Annotated in this window: 14 protein-coding genes and 1 pseudogene; 12 read left to right on the top strand and 3 right to left on the bottom strand. The window is 68.4% G+C overall.

Translation table 11 applies throughout. The features are described from left to right. Window positions 1-147 precede the first annotated feature (147 nt). Complete coding sequence (locus tag ABD989_RS07735; RefSeq protein ID WP_345313031.1) at window positions 148-813, top strand: alpha/beta hydrolase family protein; 666 nt, start codon at window positions 148-150, stop codon at window positions 811-813. Continuing rightward, entirely contained in the window at window positions 813-1,229 is a 417-nt protein-coding gene (locus tag ABD989_RS07730; protein ID WP_345313030.1) for a type II toxin-antitoxin system PemK/MazF family toxin, read from the top strand. Before ABD989_RS07735 ends, ABD989_RS07730 begins: the two co-directional genes overlap by 1 nt. Before the next feature lie 12 nt (window positions 1,230-1,241). Here the strand turns inward: ABD989_RS07730 and ABD989_RS07725 are convergent, their stop codons facing one another. Then, window positions 1,242-2,381 (bottom strand): sulfotransferase family protein, encoded by a 1,140-nt coding sequence (locus ABD989_RS07725; RefSeq protein WP_345313040.1) that lies wholly within the window; start codon window positions 2,379-2,381, stop codon window positions 1,242-1,244. Between the two features lie 249 nt (window positions 2,382-2,630). On the opposite strand from ABD989_RS07725, the gene rpsT reads away from it, so the two are divergent. Further along, the gene (gene rpsT / locus ABD989_RS07720) at window positions 2,631-2,891 is read left to right on the top strand and encodes a 30S ribosomal protein S20 (protein ID WP_345313029.1); all 261 of its coding nucleotides are present in this window, start codon (window positions 2,631-2,633) and stop codon (window positions 2,889-2,891) included. Window positions 2,892-3,054: 163 nt separating this feature from the next. Here the strand turns inward: rpsT and holA are convergent, their stop codons facing one another. Both holA and ABD989_RS07710 read right to left on the bottom strand, forming a co-directional pair. Beyond that, on the bottom strand, window positions 3,055-4,017 hold the full coding sequence (gene holA, locus ABD989_RS07715) for a DNA polymerase III subunit delta (RefSeq protein ID WP_425556497.1): 963 nt from the start codon (window positions 4,015-4,017) through the stop codon (window positions 3,055-3,057). A gap of 79 nt (window positions 4,018-4,096) precedes the next feature. Further along, window positions 4,097-4,873: pseudogene (locus ABD989_RS07710) on the bottom strand (ComEC/Rec2 family competence protein); the annotation flags it as partial. Between the two features lie 274 nt (window positions 4,874-5,147). On the opposite strand from ABD989_RS07710, the gene ABD989_RS07705 reads away from it, so the two are divergent. From ABD989_RS07705 to ABD989_RS07665, 9 genes are all read left to right on the top strand, one after another. Beyond that, window positions 5,148-5,504, top strand: a complete 357-nt coding sequence (locus ABD989_RS07705) for a hypothetical protein (RefSeq protein ID WP_345313027.1) — start codon at window positions 5,148-5,150, stop codon at window positions 5,502-5,504. A gap of 185 nt (window positions 5,505-5,689) precedes the next feature. Further along, on the top strand, window positions 5,690-8,026 hold the full coding sequence (locus ABD989_RS07700; RefSeq protein ID WP_345313026.1) for a hypothetical protein: 2,337 nt from the start codon (window positions 5,690-5,692) through the stop codon (window positions 8,024-8,026). Beyond that, window positions 8,026-9,828: a DNA polymerase gene (locus ABD989_RS07695; RefSeq protein ID WP_345313025.1), complete on the top strand. Its 1,803-nt coding sequence runs from the start codon at window positions 8,026-8,028 to the stop codon at window positions 9,826-9,828. Before ABD989_RS07700 ends, ABD989_RS07695 begins: the two co-directional genes overlap by 1 nt. 5 nt (window positions 9,829-9,833) lie before the next feature. After that, a complete protein-coding gene (locus tag ABD989_RS07690; RefSeq protein WP_345313024.1) occupies window positions 9,834-10,400 on the top strand; it encodes a hypothetical protein in 567 nt (188 codons plus the stop codon). Further along, a complete protein-coding gene (locus ABD989_RS07685; RefSeq protein ID WP_345313023.1) occupies window positions 10,397-10,642 on the top strand; it encodes a glutaredoxin domain-containing protein in 246 nt (81 codons plus the stop codon). The genes ABD989_RS07690 and ABD989_RS07685 overlap by 4 nt, the downstream gene beginning before the upstream one ends. Then, window positions 10,639-11,814, top strand: a complete 1,176-nt coding sequence (locus tag ABD989_RS07680; protein WP_345313022.1) for a hypothetical protein — start codon at window positions 10,639-10,641, stop codon at window positions 11,812-11,814. The genes ABD989_RS07685 and ABD989_RS07680 overlap by 4 nt, the downstream gene beginning before the upstream one ends. Window positions 11,815-12,731: 917 nt before the next feature. Beyond that, window positions 12,732-13,442 carry a hypothetical protein gene (locus tag ABD989_RS07675; RefSeq protein ID WP_345313021.1) on the top strand — a complete coding sequence of 237 codons (711 nt, stop codon included), beginning with the start codon at window positions 12,732-12,734 and terminating at the stop codon, window positions 13,440-13,442. Then, window positions 13,442-15,208 carry a relaxase/mobilization nuclease domain-containing protein gene (locus tag ABD989_RS07670; RefSeq protein WP_345313020.1) on the top strand — a complete coding sequence of 589 codons (1,767 nt, stop codon included), beginning with the start codon at window positions 13,442-13,444 and terminating at the stop codon, window positions 15,206-15,208. Before ABD989_RS07675 ends, ABD989_RS07670 begins: the two co-directional genes overlap by 1 nt. Beyond that, complete coding sequence (locus ABD989_RS07665) at window positions 15,192-15,668, top strand: hypothetical protein (protein WP_345313019.1); 477 nt, start codon at window positions 15,192-15,194, stop codon at window positions 15,666-15,668. The genes ABD989_RS07670 and ABD989_RS07665 overlap by 17 nt, the downstream gene beginning before the upstream one ends.

Below are 15,668 nucleotides of genomic sequence, written 5' to 3'. Positions count from 1 at the left end.
CGACCGGCCAGACACCGTCGGCATCAACGGCTCCATCACAGACCACACCTCGTCAGAGATCTCCTGTCGCGTCACCGTTCAAGACTCGCCCACGACAGCGCGAAACCTCTTGATCAACACGCCCTAGGCGCCGATAGGGTGGACGCCATGACTACGCCCGACGCGCTCGTCCACGCTGACGGAGTGGCCGCCACCCTGGCCTGTCCGAAGAGTCCGCGTGGACTGGTGATCCTGGCGCACGGAGCCGGCAGCGACCGCGACTCGGTGCTGCTGCGCACACTGTCGGACGCGTTGACCGCCCGCGGGTGGGCCGTCGCCCGCATCGATCTGCCGTATCGACAGCAGCGCCCCAAGGGGCCGCCGTCGCCGTCGAAGGCGGTCGCCGACCGCGAGGGCATCCGCGCCGCTATCGCCGCACTCCGCCCGTCGGTGCCCGGCGGCCCCCTCATCGTGGGCGGGCAGTCGTACGGCGGCCGGCAGGCCTCCATGCTGCTGGCGGAGGATCCGACGGTGGCCGACGGCCTGCTGTTGACGTCCTATCCCCTGCACCCGCCGGGCAAGCCGGAGAAGGCCCGCACCGAGCACCTGCCGCACCTCACCACACCGACGCTGATCATCCACGGCCGCAGCGATGCCTTCGCCACCTCGGACGAGATCGCCGCCGCGGCAACACTTTTCGCCGGTCCGGTGCGCGTCGTCGAGGTCGACCGCGCCGACCACGGACTCAAACCCGAACGCAGCGGCGTGGGCGAACTGACCGCAGTCGCGGTCGACGAGTTCTTCGGCAGCGCCGAGTCCAGGGAGGACCACTGATGAGCACGCGGGGACGCGGCCCACTCGCCACTCGACCCACCGGCGACCTCGCGCGCGAGATCGCCTACGCGCCCGACCTGGACGGCGCCGCCGACCCGGGAGAGATCGTCTGGACGTGGGTGCCGTTCGAAGAGGACGCCACGCAGGGCAAGGACCGGCCGGTCCTCGTCGTCGGACGGCAGGGCCCGGAACTGCTCGGCCTGATGCTCTCCTCGCAGGACTACCACCGGAAGGACGACAACTGGCTCAGCGTCGGCTCCGGCGCCTGGGACCGCAACGAACGGGAGAGCTTCGTCCGCCTCGACCGCGTGCTGGTCGTCGAGGAACACGGCATCCGTCGGGAAGGCGCGATCTGCGCCCGCGACGCGTTCGAGGCCGTCGCCGACCAACTCCGGTCCCGCTACAACTGGGGCTGACCGCTCGGCCGCTCAGCGCTGCAGGCGATCGCGCAATCCGACCGCGCGACGCTTGACCCGCCGCGCCACGTCACGCGCCTGCGTCTTCAACGCGGGCCGCGGCTCCGGGTTGGGCATCGTCTTGACCCAGTACGCGAGGGCGTCCAGTCCTGCTTCCAGCGCCTGCTCGGGGGTGGGCGGCGGAGCTTCGTCGACGTCGACGGTCAGGTCCACGCGCAGGTCGTCGAGCGTCCCGGTGACCGCGTAGCCCGCACCTTCCAGGGTGGCGATCATGTCGTTGGACTGCTCGGCGGCCCAGACCCGCTGCTCCGCGGTGAGCCCGAGCGGCTTGCCGGCGCTGGTCGCCCGCAGCGCTTCGCCGATGAAGCGGCGCTTGACGATGCCCTCGTAGCGCCACCAGTCAATGTCGGCGGGCTGGATCCGACTGTTGAGACGCCGCAGGAACTCGGTCTGCGCCGCCGACAGCGAGGTGTTGTCGCGCTCGCCGACCTTCGGCAGCACCGCGGGGTTCACGCCGAGCACGGACAGGAACCGCTCCCACAGGCCGTCGCCCGGCTGCGCGGTACCGGCGGCCGGCACGGTGACGATGTGAATGCGCTCGGGCGGCAGCACCTTGGCCCACTTCTCGACCACGGCCAGGTAGTCCTGGTACTCCCAGAACGGCTCCTCGGCGAAGCCGTCGGCGACCGGATCAGCGTGTCGGTAGCGCGCCACCGACGCCAGGAAGTCGTCGAACGACGCCGGGCGCTGATTCTTGACGTTCTCCTGCCACACCGACGGCAGCTGGCGCGCGAGGTCGCGGACGGTGAGGACCATATGCACTTCGTCGGCGAACGACAGGTCGTCCATCAGTTTCGCGATGTGCTGATCCTTGGCGTTGGCGTACAACTCGTGGGAGACCACCGACTTCCCGGGCCAGGCCTTCATCTGCGCCACCATCCGCGGCCAGGCCCCGGCTCGCTCCGGGGTGGCCCACGCCAGGTAGCGCTCGGGCTGTAGGTGGGCGGCCGCGTGGAAGTGGTCCTCCATCGTCACGCCCGGGTAGAGCAAGTCGGCCTTCTCCAGCGCGAGGTCGCGATTCACCCACAGGCGATCCTGCAGGTGGGTGGTCCCGGTCTTGGGCAGTCCGACGTGGACGTAGACAATCGACATAATGCTGCTCAGCATAGGTCGCGGCGCACCCCGTCGACCGACGGCCCCGCCGCGCGCCGGTCGGCGCGCACTGGCGGATTTGGGGCGGCCCTACCCCGCTGGTAATCTAGAACGCTGTTGCAGTGACATCGGACCGCGAGCCTGGCGAACGGTCCGATCGGGCAGGTCGTTCGGCGATCTCCCACCGCACGTCAAACGAGAAAAAGCGCAGTCGCAGACGCGGCTGACCAAGGATGTAAGGAAATACGCGTGGCAAACATCAAGTCGCAGATCAAGCGGAACAAGACCAACGAAGCTGCCCGCCAGCGCAACCAGTCGGTGCGCAGCGCCCTCCGTACCGCTCTCCGCAACTTCCGCGAGTCCGTCGCCGGTGGCGACAAGGACAAGGCCGCCGCTCTGCTGGTCACCACCAGCCGCGAGCTCGACAAGGCCGCCAGCAAGGGCGTCATCCACAAGAACCAGGCCGCCAACAAGAAGTCGGCCATGGCTGTGGCAGTCAACAAGCTCTGATCTGATCGGCCCGCGGCTCACGCCGCACCCTGCATGAGACCCCTGCGGTCTCGCATAGCTTTCTACGTTCACCCCGACGATATCCACGCGGTCGTCGGGGTGTTCGTCGTCTCCGCGACAGAAGCGGTGGTGCCCCGACCGCGTCCGGCGCGCCGGGACCGGCTCAGCGACCGCGGCGGGGACGCAGCTGGGCGACCGTGGACACCGCGTGCTCGAGCGCGTAGTCGGCGTCGGCGGCCTGGCCCTTGACCGCGCCGTTGAGGTCGGCGACGACCAGGACCGCCTGACCGATCGACGTGGAGTCCCAGGCGCGCGCCTGCGTCTGCACCTTCCCCACCCGGCCCGGCGGCATGCCGAGCTCGGAGGCGATCGAGTACTTGTCGCCCGGCCCGAACGAACGCACCCGGGCGATCGCGTGCACGGCCTCGGCGAGCGCGTCGGCCAGCAGCACCCGAGCGGTGCCACGGTGCTGAGCCCAGGTCAGCGCTTCCAGTGCTCCGGCGAGGTCGCCGGTCACCGCCTTGTCGGCCACCTCGAAGCCGGTCACTTCCGGACGCCCCACGTAATAGGTCCGCACCGCGGCTTCGTCGACCTTGCCGCCGGTGTCCGACACCAGCTGATGACAGGCCGCCGACAACTCGCGCAGGTCCGAGCCGACCAGATCGGTCACCAGTTCCACCACGTCGGCGCTGACCCGCACACCCAGGCCGCGGAACTCGGTGCGGACGAAGTCGACGCGCTCAGACGGCCACTTCGGGGCGGCGCATTCGAACTCGACGGCGCCCGCCTTGCGCAGTTCGCCGACCATCGCCTTCTGTCGGCCGCCGCCGGTGTGGATCACCATCATCGTGATGCCCTCGGGTAGCGACTTCGCGGTGGCGGTGATCAGCCCGGCGGGTTCCTTACCCGCCTCGGCCGCCGACTCCACCACCACGATGCGGTCCTCGGCGAACAGCGACGGGCTCAGCAGCTCGGCCAGTTCCGGTCCGGTCACCTCGCCGGCCCGCACGCGCGTCACCGGGACGTCTTCGCCGGTGTCCCGGGACTGCTGCGCCGCGACCTGTTTGATGACCCGACCGGTCAAGAAGTCGTCGTCGCCCAACAGCAGATACAGCCGATCGCTCACGACGACCATCGTGCCATGCACCCCCGACGGCAGCGCCGCCCAGGCGCTCCCCGGCGCGCTCGCGGGCCCGCCAGACCAGCGCGACGAAGATCCCGATCAGCGTCACCACGATCGCCGCCTGCCACCCCGGCACCTGAGGGGCCGACCACGCGTGCCCGCCCAGCCCCTGCGCGCACCCGATCAGCCACCACATCTCCGGTCCGGTCGCCCGGATCAGCCACTCGGCTACCAGCGCACCGGCACCCGACGTCGCACCGACCGACCCCGCCAGTGCCGCCGCGGTCCCGAGCAACGCGATCACCCCCACCACCGGAGCCACGAGCAGATTCGCCGGCAGCGACACCAGGCTGACCCGGTCGGAGATCGCGATCACCAGCGGTGTGGTCAGGATCTGCGCCGCCATCGTCATCGCCAACAGCACCGCCACCGGCTCGGGCACGCGGCGGACCATCCACCACCGCCGCAGCGGTGCCGCCCACAGCACCAGCCCGAGCGTGGCCACCACCGACAGCGCGAAACCCGGCCCCACGGCCATATGTGGCCAGAACAGCAGCACCACGACTACCGCCGCCCCCAGCGCGGGCAGCGCCTGCGCGCGCCGCGCCGCCAACGCCCCGAGGAGGCCCACTCCACCCATCACCGCCGCCCGCAGCACGCTGTCGGTGGGCCGCACCAGGATCACGAAACCGAACATGGTCGCCAGGCCCACCGCCACCGTCACCCGCGTCGACGCCCCGGCGAGGCGGACCGCGAGCACCACCGCGCCGCACACGAGGGAGAAGTTGGCACCTGACACAGAGAAATAGGGGTATGCGTGACGGCTTTGAGTACTCTGTGATACTCTGTACTCAGTCATCGCAACCCGATACGCAAGGGGCGCGGTGAGGGATAACCCCGAGGGCGGAGTCACTTCCGCGGTGTAGCGCACCGAACGGCCGAGCAGCCGGTACACCTCCGACGCGACCAAGACCCCGCCCGGCAGGCGAGGACACAAGAGGCTGGGTATGGGGTTAGCGCTCCTGTAAAGCGACGGCGGCGTGGCCCGCCAACGAGCACGGTATTGAAGACCGCCCGATGCAGCCGGGAAAGCACCCCTCTCCGGACAGTTGTTTCTGTCTGGAGTTTTTCTCATGGGGACTTCCCTCCTGGCGGCCACCCCGGCCGCCGATTCCGATCGGCTGTGGTCCACTGCCGATGCTGTCCGTCACGGGTGGGCGTATTCGACCGTCCGCAAGCACCTCACCGGCGGCCTGCTGCTCTCCGCTGTCAAAGTCGGCCGCGAGTGGCGCTTTGACCCCGAGGAGTTGGAGGGGCTCGGCCGCAGGGCGATTCCTGTCCACGTCGAGCCTGACGTAACCGAGTTGAGCGATCCGGTGCGCAACTGGGCGCTTGAGCAGGCCTCGTCCGCTCCCCCGATGAGCGCGCGCGAAGCGCGTCTCGTCGCCGCGATCTTCCGGCGCGCTGCGGCGGGTGGTGCAGAGGGATGACCGAAAGCGAAAACCCCGCCGGCCAGGGCGGGGGTTCCAGGGAAACTGCTGTGGATGCGGCTTCTGACACCCACCTTACCGGACCTGGGTCCGCTTGCAAGGATCTCTCCGATGCTCACGCGGCTGAGCTGGCCGCGTCAGCGATTCCACTTGATGTCGCCGAGGCGCATGGTGTCTACACCGCGGTGACCCGCGATGGCTTGCCCGAGTGGGTGCGCTGGCTCGACGACGTGCACGGCGACGCGATCTACCCGGTGCTCTGCTACCCGATGACCGAACCCGACGGCAGTGAGACCGGGCAGGTGAAGCCCGCGGCCGGTTCCGTGGTCGACGCCGACGGCAATGTGATGAAGTATGTCTCCCCTGTCGGCGATAAGTCGCCGCAGCTGGTCGTGGTCCGTGAGGTTGAGAACCCTGTCGGGGTGATCATCGCCGAAGGTGTGAAGCAGGCGCTGGCGCTCGCCGCCCATGCGCCGCCCGGTTGGGCGATCTACCGGATCTGCGGCATCACTGGCTGGGTGCGAAACGGTGTGCCCACCAAGTATCTTCGCGTGGTCCGCGGGCTCGACGTGGTGATCGTGCCCGACGCCGACGCCGCTACCAAGCGCGCCGTGTACGACGGTGCCGCAATGCTCGGTGAGGCCTGTGAGGTGCGTCGGGCGATGTCGGTGAAGTTTGTGCGCGTGGCGGGATTCGGCAACACCGGCATCGATGACGTCCTGGGTGGGTGCGCCGACGACGACGAGCGCGGCGAACTGATCTTGGACCTGCTGGACGCGGCATCGGACAAGCCTGCGAAGAGTCAGCCGAAGGCACTCACGGCGGCTCAGCGCAGGGAGAAGGAGGCCGACAAGGCCGCTACCCGTCTGGCCGCACAGCGCCGGCTGGACGAGCGTCCGGTGATCCACGTCGGCGAAGACCGCGCCGTGGTGATCGACCGGCTCGACGAGGTGCTGCACGAGCGGTTTGACGGCCGGAGTCTGTTTCGGCACGGCGACGCGCTGGGGCACCTGACGGTCGAGGCCAAGGGCCCGGTCGTGGCGGTGGCCTCGCAGGGTGTGTTCGCCGACCTGGTGGCGAAGGCTGCCATCACTGTCGAGGGTGATGGACGTGACGACGGCAACGGCTGCCGCCACGCTCACGCCTGGCCCGACAAGAACTCGCTGGCGGCCGTCGAGTCGCGCTATCGGACCTATGTTCCGTTGGACGGCGTGAGCGCGGTGCCGTTGGTGCGCGAAGACGGCTCGGTGGTGACCGAGTCGGGCTATGACGTGGCCACGCGCCACTACGTGCACCTGTCCGACGAGTTGGCGGGGCTGTCGGTCCCCGAGCACCCGTCAGCGGCTGAGGTCGAGGCTGCACGGTCCTTGCTGGTCGAGGACCTGTTCGGCGACTTCCTCCTCAAGGATCGGGCCGACGTGGCGCACGCGGTGGCCGCACTGATCACCCCGTTGGTGCGGTCGCTGCTGCCGACCTCGCCCGGCTTTGCTGTGAACGGTCTGCAGGCCGGTGTCGGCAAGGGGCTCCTGCTGCACGTGCTGTCGACGGTGGTGGCGGGCGTGAACCCGTCGCTGGCGATGCTGCCGGGCAATGAGGATGAGATGCGAAAGTCGCTGACGGCGTTACTGCACTCCGGCGCGACGTCGGTGTTCTTCGACGAGACTTCCGAGATCGACAGCGCTGTGCTCAACGGGTTCATCACGGCCGAGTCGTGGTCGGACCGGCGCCTGGGTGTGACCGAGCGGATCGAGATGCCCAACAAGTCGGTGGTCGTCTTCGCGGGCAACAACATTGCGATCATCGGCGACGCCGCACGGCGCATGGTGCAGATCCGGTTGCACACCAACAACCCGAATCCCGAGAGCCGGACAGGATTCCGCCACAGCGACCTGAAGGTGTGGGTCGCTGACCACCGATGTGAGCTGTTGGCCGCGTGTCTGACTTTGATCCGGGCGTGGTTCGACGCCGGACGGCCGGTGCCCTCGCACGCCGCCCGTATGGGCTCGTTCGAACGGTGGCAGGACGTCCTGTCCGGAATCTTGTCCGTCGCTGGCATCGATGGTCTGCTGGAGGGTTGGTTCGAGCAGCGCGCTGCGGCTGACACTGAGGGTCAGCACTGGTCGGCGCACCTACGCTGGCTGGCCGATCACTACGGCGACGACGAGTTCACTGCGAGAACCGCGGCCAGTGACTTGTGCTTCGACGAGGACGCGGAGTACCCGCCCGGGCTGGAGAACTTGTCCGAGAAGTCGTCGTCTGCGGCTCGCGAGCTGGGTAAGGCTTGGTCCAAGCAGGCCGACCGCTGGCGTCCGAACGGCCTGCGCATCGTGCGTACAGCCGAAGGCCAGGGTGGCCGGATGAAGTGGCGGATCGAGGAGTTCGACACCGCTGTCGGCGGCCCTGCCGCCACGACTGCGCAGGTTCCGGCCCCGGTAGAACGGGCGACGCCCGCTCCGAAGATGCCCGCTGAGGCTGGCCGTCCGATGCCGGTCATCACGGACCTCGACGGCGGGGTGGCGTGATGGGCAGCCTCTACTTCGACATCGAGACCGCCTCGGTCGACGTGCTGTACACCTACGGCCCGGGCTTCTGTCGCCTGGCCGCCTACGCGGTCGACGACGGCCCCGTGGTTGTCACCGCGGACATGGACGAACTGTGCGAGGTGATCATGGCCGCTGATCGGATCTGGGCACATAACGCGGTCGGGTTCGATCTGGCAGCGCTGGAGCACTGGCACGGTCTCGACGTGGTCACGCTGGTTGAGCAGGGTCGGGTGCGGGATTCCCTGATCCTGGCTCGGCTGAACGATCCCCCGCTGCCGGGCAAGGCCGATGCACGCCGCTACGGCCTCGACGCGCTGGGTCGCCGGCTGCTCGACGAGGGCAAGGTGGCCAGCGACGGCGCATCGGCGTTGAAGACGCTCGCCGCGGAGCACGGCGGCTTCGACCGCATCCCGCTCGACGACCCGATGTACCGGGGGTACTTGATGCAGGACGTCGAACTGCTGCGGGCGGTGTCCCGGTTCCTGGCCTGCGACGCCTATGGCCTGCGTGAGCATCGGGTCATGCACCGGCTGTCGCAGATCAGCCGGAACGGTTGGCGCGTCGATGTGACTGAGGCGCAGCGCCGTGTTGCGTCGCAGGAGCTACGGACCGCCGGCCTGCGCGACGAGCTGGCCCGGCGCTACGGATTGCCCACCGAGGGCAAAGCGCCGCACCGAACCAAGGCCGGCATCGCGGCACTGGAGGGGGCATTCGAGGCCTGCGGTGTGGTCCCGCCTCGAACTGCCAAGGGCGCACTCGCGACCGGCAAGGATGCATTGGCGACGCTGCTGGAGGACCGGTCCGAGAACACGGCCCTGCGTGAGCTGTGCGAGCTGCTGCTGGCGCTCAACGGACAGCGATCGGTGACTCAGACGGTCCTCGATCACACCGGCCCCGACGGCCGTGTGCACCCGAGCATCGACGCAGGCCAGAGCACCGGCCGAATCTCGGTGACCAAGCCCGGTCTGACCGTGATGGGCAAACGTGACCGAGCCAACGTGCTGGAGCGGTCGCTGCTGCTGCCAGATGAGGGTGAGGTGCTGGTGGCATTCGACCTGTCGCAGGTAGACGCCCGCGCCGTCGCCGCCCATTGCCAGGACCCTGCCTATATCGAGGCCTTCGCGCCAGGCAAGGATTTCCACAGCGAGATGGCTGTGGCGCTGTTCGGCGACCCCGGCCGGCGGTCGGACGCGAAGCCGGTCACCCATGCGACCACGTACGGGATGGGCCCCCGCGGGCTCGCCATGACGGCTGGCATTCCGCAAATCGAGGCCGAGAAGCTCATGCGGACTCTGGACGTCCGGTTCCCCGGTTTGGCCAAGTGGAAGCAGGAGATCCGGCGCGAGGCGGAGCGCGGGTTCGTATTCTCCGCGTGGGGTCGTCCGATGCGAATCGAGCGGGGCCGGGAGTACACCACCGCCCCTGCGTCGCTGGGCCAAGGAACTGCGCGGGATGTGCTCGCGGAGGGGATCCTGAGACTGCCAAAGTGGCTGGTCCCCTGCCTGCGCGGGATCGTCCACGACGAGATCGTGCTGTCGGTGCCTGCCGATCGCGCAGACGAGGCCGAGGCGGCCGTGCTGGCCGCGATGCAGTTCGAAATGCGCCTGACGCCCGAATCGGTTCCGGTTCCGGTCCTGGCCGACAGGTCCGATAGGGGCTCGGACTGGACGGACTGCTACCGGAGCGAGAAGCCGAAGTGGCCCGAAGTGTCCACAACCCATCGCAGTCAGCCGGATTGCGATGAACCCGGGTGTGCATGGCACCGCGACGGAAAGGAGTGATTGAGGTGGATACGAAAGCACGGAAGACCCTGACGGAAGCGGTGATCGAGCGCTCACATGCCGATTCGTGGGAGTGGTCACGCCTCGAATGGCGGGTGAAGGGCCTCAGCGGATCTGCACGAGCCACCTGCGTGTGCGGTCAGCCCGGACTCGTCCGACGGTTCGTTGTGGCAAACACGGTGACCGCCGAGGAGCTCGAACCTATCGGGTCGAGCTGCATCAAGCACTTCGGCAGCCACGCAATGAACGATCAGCTCAAGGACTTGACAAATCTGCTTGAGATGGAGGTTGCCGCCGCCACCCGACCACTGAATATCAAGGTGGATCTCAACCGTTCGAAGCTGGCGACGCTCTACACCCACGGGGCGTTCGTACCGACGAAGTGGAATGGCGGCGAGGGGTACAACGACTACCGGTTCCTCGTGGACATGTTCAACCGTCGGCAGGCCCCCTCACAGCGCCAGGGCTGGAAGACCTCTGCACTGTTGCGCGATGTCGGGGCGTTCTTGAAGGCCACGGGGTCTGGCGAGCGTCCGCGTCTGCGGGTGGCGGATCTGGGCGGTGCGGCATGAATGCGAACACGATCACCGCCTGTACCAAGCCCGCCTGCGTCCAGTGCAAGGCGACCATCCGCGCGCTCGACAAGGCCGGCGTTCCCTACGACGTCGTGGACATCAGCGTCGACGACGCAGCCCGCGACTACGTGGTGGTGCTCGGCTGCCAACAGGTGCCCGTCGTGGTGGTCGGCGACGAGTACTGGTCCGGCTTCCGGGCGGAGCGCATCAAGAACCTCATAGAAGGAGTACCGGCATGACAACGAGTGCACTCGGGCCTAAGCCCGACCGCCACCGCTGGGGATTCTATGCCGTCGTCATGGCGGTCTGCCTCCTCTTGTCGATGGCCGGCAACGGTCTGCACGTCTGGTCGCAGTGGCACACCGATGTGGCCGCAGGCGTCGACCGCGGTACCGCTTCACCGTGGGTGCCGACCATCGCCGTGATGGTATTCCCGGCGATGGTCATGGTGATGACCGAGATGGTCGTCATCTCGCACCGGCGCAATGCCGGACGGGTGCGGACCGTGGTGACTGCGTTGGCCGCGTTGGTCGGTCTGGTCACCCTGGCCGTCTCCTACGTCGGCCTGGTGTACGTCTGCACGACGATCATCGGTATCCCCGGCTTCCTGGGCTACCTGGCTCCGATCGTCGTCGATGCGCCGATCATCGCGGCGACAGTCGGCCTGTGGGATGTGCTGGGCAACATCCGGGCCGACGCCGTTGATCATGTGCATACCGCCCCTGCGCCCCCGGCGCACGCCGCCCCTGCCCGTGTTGGATGGGAGCCGTCGCACGCTGTGCACGACGAGGTTGCACAGTCTGTTCACGACGAGGTTGCGCGAGGTGTGCAGCAGCCTGTGCCCGCCCCGGCCACGCCCGTGCACAGTGTTGCTCAGCACGACGATCTCGACCGTGCACAGCTCGCCGTGCACGAGCAGGCTGACTCAACCGCGCACCGTGTGCACAGCCCTGATCTGCGTGAACACGATGATGAAGCCGTGCACGCCGACCCCATGCACGCCCTTGATGACAACCCCCTCGAGCGTGCAGGCGAGCCCGTGCACGCCGATGATCACGACGTGCACGATGGGGTTGCCGAACCTGTGCGGGAGCCCGTGCACACCGCTGACGATGCTGTGCACGATGAGGTTGCACAGCGTGCACGCCCGGTGTTCACTGTCGTCGGAGACGATGTGCACGGCGACTTTGCACACGCCGACGAGGGTGGTGTGCACGCACTCGCGGCGCGTGTGCACGCCGAGTTGAACCCGTCCGTCGACGTTGACGTCCTGGCTCGGCTGATCGGGGCTCGACGCGATTCCGCGGCCTCCTACCGTGATTTGAGTGAGGCCGCTGGCGTCTCGCCGAACACCGTCAGGAAGTGGATCAAGGCCGCCGAGGATCTCGTCGGCGAGGAGGTGACAGCCTGACCCGCTGACCGTGCGATCGACAAGACCCCGCCTGCCACTGGCCGGCGGGGTCTGGTGCTCTACCAGCACAAGACGCGTCGATGCCCCTCGACGGCTGGTGCCGACGTCGAGCAGGCCCCGGGTCCCGACGTCACCCCCGCAGCGTCGGTGTCGGGGCCCTGCTGGCCACGTTGAGGTCCAGAGCGACGAACGTGGCCAGCTCGCGCAGCGCCATTGCGGTTAGCGGAAACGGCCATGCCGAAGACGCGATTTCCGGCTCAAACCGGCGCTACCGCGCTAGCTAGAGGGGGGTTTCGACCGCCGCGTCACACGCGTCGAGGGGTTGCGCACCCCCGCGATAGCCGCTGAACTGCGATAACGCATTTCCGACCGAGGGGGTTGCGCACCCCCTCCCGGCCCCGAAAATCGGGCATCGCTACCGCTATAGCGCTAGCAAGAGGGGGTTGCGCACCCCATCTAAACTGCAGCGATGCGAAAACATGCGTCGCGACGGGCCCGGGAGCCCCAAAACGACCGAAAACCGTGAAAATGGAATAAGAGCGGGTGACGTCACCCGCCGTTACCCCGCGAAATCGCACCCGCGCATCGGCCGCCGCCCCGGCCACAGGTGCACAGGCCATTTCCGCTCCGTAGACGTGTCGTTGCGGGGTTAAACAGACCGCAGTGACCAGCGGTTTCGACCACCGCCATCCTCGGCCAGCACTCGGCTGGGGGTTTGGGGCGCGCAGCGCCCCAACGAGCACCGCGAACCCGAGCGCAGCGAGGGCGTGAACACGGCGAGCGGAGCGAGCACGTGTTTACGGCGGGGATGCTCGCCGGGTCGCAGGACCGTAGCGAAAGACTGCAGCGACCCCGTTGCCACGTCGCTCCCTCAGCTGTACTGTTGTGGTTACATCACCACATCTGAAGGGCGAATCATGACGGCGAAGGACGGCGCGGAGAAGTCGGCGGGGCAGCGCCCCGTCGACTTCGCAGCGCTGGCCGATGCCGTCTCCGCGGCGGCAGAGCGGCCCCGGGCCGCTGCGCCGCCGGCGGACCTCGTCGCCGAAGCGCTGGCCCGCAGGGCCGGCGGGGAGGCGTTCGCGGCCATCGGCCGCGACCTGGCGCCGCGGCTGCGGATCGGCGCGCAGCAGGCCGCGAAGGCGGTCAGCACTTGGTGCCGTCGGGCGGCGGAGCTGGACCCGGGATACGACGCGGGGAACGCGCCGCAGCGGGCCGCCAAGGGGGCTGGAAAGTCGCGCCCGGTCGCCGTACGGCTTATGCCGAGCGATTATGAGCGGTTAATCGAAGTCGCCGAGGGCATGGCCGTCAGCGCGGTCGTCGAGCGCGCGGTGCGGGCTTACCTACGGCGCTCCGCACCCAGCCAAGACCGGGTCATGACCGAGCAGCGCAGGCGGTTGCTCCAGGACGAGCTGAGCCGGGTCGCCGACGAGCTGTCGGCCATCCGGGTTCAGGAAGCCGGGATCGCGAAGAACTTCAACCAACAGACGAAGTTCCTGAACACGTACAAGGAACTCCCGGTGGCGCACGCGCGCGAGGTCGCTCGAGTCAACGAGGTGCGTGAGTCCCTCATCGGCGAGCTGGTGGAGATTCGACGATCGGTCGATCGCCTCGCGGAGGCCGGCTGATGGTCGCCACAGTGGGCAGTGCCGCTGGCAACGCGGTCGCGCTGGACCGATACATCGGTCATGCGCTCGCGCACGACCAGAACAACCCGGATGGCCCAAGTCAGCGGGTCGAGTTTGCCAGCACCATCGGTGATTGCGCGCCGGAGACCTTCATCGCCGATATGCGGCGCACCCGTGCCACATACGGGAAAAGCGGCCTGAAGGTGGAGACCTACCACTGGATCTTGAGCCACTCACACGAGGAGGCGGACCCGACGTCGGAGCGCGACGGCTGGATTGCGCACGAGCTGGCGAGGACGTGGGCAGCTGAGGCCTTTCCTGGCCGGCAGATCAAGCTCGTCACGCAGCGGGACAACGGTCGAGCTGAGCTGACCAAGGGCGGCGTGGTGTGGGTGCCCGGCAAATGGCACTCGCACATTCAAGTGGCGAGTGTCGCCGAGCGCGAAGCCACGATCAGGTGGATCGACAAGAGCGGTGTCGAGCAGACCAAGCGCTACCCGGCTGGTCGAGCCATCGACGGCACGATGAAGAACCTCCACCGCGTCCGCGGGGTCACTGACGCGGTCGTCGAGCGCGAGCTGCAGTACAGCAATCGCGACTACATGGCGGCCTGCCGGAAGGCCTCACGCGGCGATCAGGTGACCCGCGCCGATTACGCGCAGCGCGCGGACCGGGGCTACAGCGACCACGACCAGGTGCGGGCGACCTTGCGCCATGCGCAAGCCCAGGCCACGTCCTGGGAAGACTACATCGACCGCGCAGCCGCCGAGGGCGTGATGGTCCGGGGTGCGGGCAAGTCCGGCGCGTCCTATGCCTGGATCGGCGAGGACGGGACCGATCAGAAGGCCCGCGCTCGCAAACTCGGCGATGCCTACACGCGCCGTGCCGTCGAGGCGCAGTGCGAGAGGAACGTCGCAGCCCTGGCTCGCGGCGAGACGCTCGAAGCGCCCGAGCCCGTGCTTGCTCCCCCGTCACCTCCGCGCGAGGGCCGGCCGGTGCCGGAGTTCTTCACCACCGACGGCAAGCCGCCATGGGAGTCGGACAAGGAGCTGGCCGACTACGTGGAGCAGGTCGAGCGCGAGGGCGGCACCTACGAGGGACGGGCGCGCGAGGGTCTCAACGAGGCGCTAGCCGACCCGTTTTCCACGGATGCCGACACCCTCGCGGTGGTCGCCGAGGAGCACGGCGTCGAGATGGTCGACGGCGATAACGGCGCGCTGGTCGTCGTTGTGGAGACCGATGGTGGCCGCGCGGCGATACCTGCCGAGAGGCTGGGCGGCGCCTATGCCGATAGAGACGCGCTCGAACACGAACTAGAGGTCATTCAGGAAGGAATTGATGATGGACGAGACCAAGCGCGAGGAGCTGAGGGCGCGGCGCACGGCGGCCACGTCCAGCTCCGCGACGTCAGATCAATTGACAGCGCTCTCATCGACGCTGCAATCGCTGAGCGGGACCGTGAATCAGCTCGCCTACGAGCAGGCCGCGGCAGCGAAGTCGGTCGAGAAGATGGCGGTCGCGATGGGATCGACCTCGCCGAGCAGCGCCGCCGCCTCGGCGAAGTTGCAGCAGCTGGAGCAAGGCCTGAGCGATCTGCGCGAGGCGACGAGCGAGCGGTCGCGCGAGCTGGCGCAGACGATGGTCGCGCTGACCAGCGCCGTGACCGCGCTCAGCAACCGCGCCGAACGCTTCGAGACCAGGCTCTCGACCGAGCAGCACGACCGACTGACCGCGACCGTGGCGACGACGGTGACCGAGGTCGCTGAATCCTCGTTGGCCGGAGTACGGCCGGTGGTTCGGCTGGACGCCGCAAAGGTCGCGAAGGCGGTCACCAGCCAGGTCGGCGAAGCGGTGGCCGCGGCGTCGGCCGAGCATCAGCTGTCGGTGGCCGCGTCCACCGAGGCAGCCGCGCAGCGGTTAGAGAGCGCGACAGCCACTGCGGACCGGTTGAGCCGCGCGCTGACCTGGCAGGGCGTCGGGCGGGTGGCTGCTGCCGCGGTACCGGTAGCCCTCGTGCTCCTGTCGCTGGCTCTGCTGACGGTGCCGCTGGGCCAACTGCTGGGCATCGGCCCTCTGAGCCAGTGGGCCTGGGACAGCTTCACCGCGGCTGGCGCGTGGTGGTCGAGGCTGCTGATCGCCGTGGCAACTCTTGGGGTGGTCGGTGCAGCCGGCTACGGGGTTTTCCGAGCAGGACAGTCGTTGCACCGCGTCTACAGGGGGTGGTGA

It is taken from the genome of Gordonia alkaliphila (assembly GCF_039542465.1).
In the GTDB taxonomy this organism is placed as follows: domain Bacteria; phylum Actinomycetota; class Actinomycetes; order Mycobacteriales; family Mycobacteriaceae; genus Gordonia; species Gordonia alkaliphila.
The sequence above is the reverse complement of the archived record's forward strand: the minus strand, read 5'-3'. Positions and strand labels throughout refer to the sequence as shown.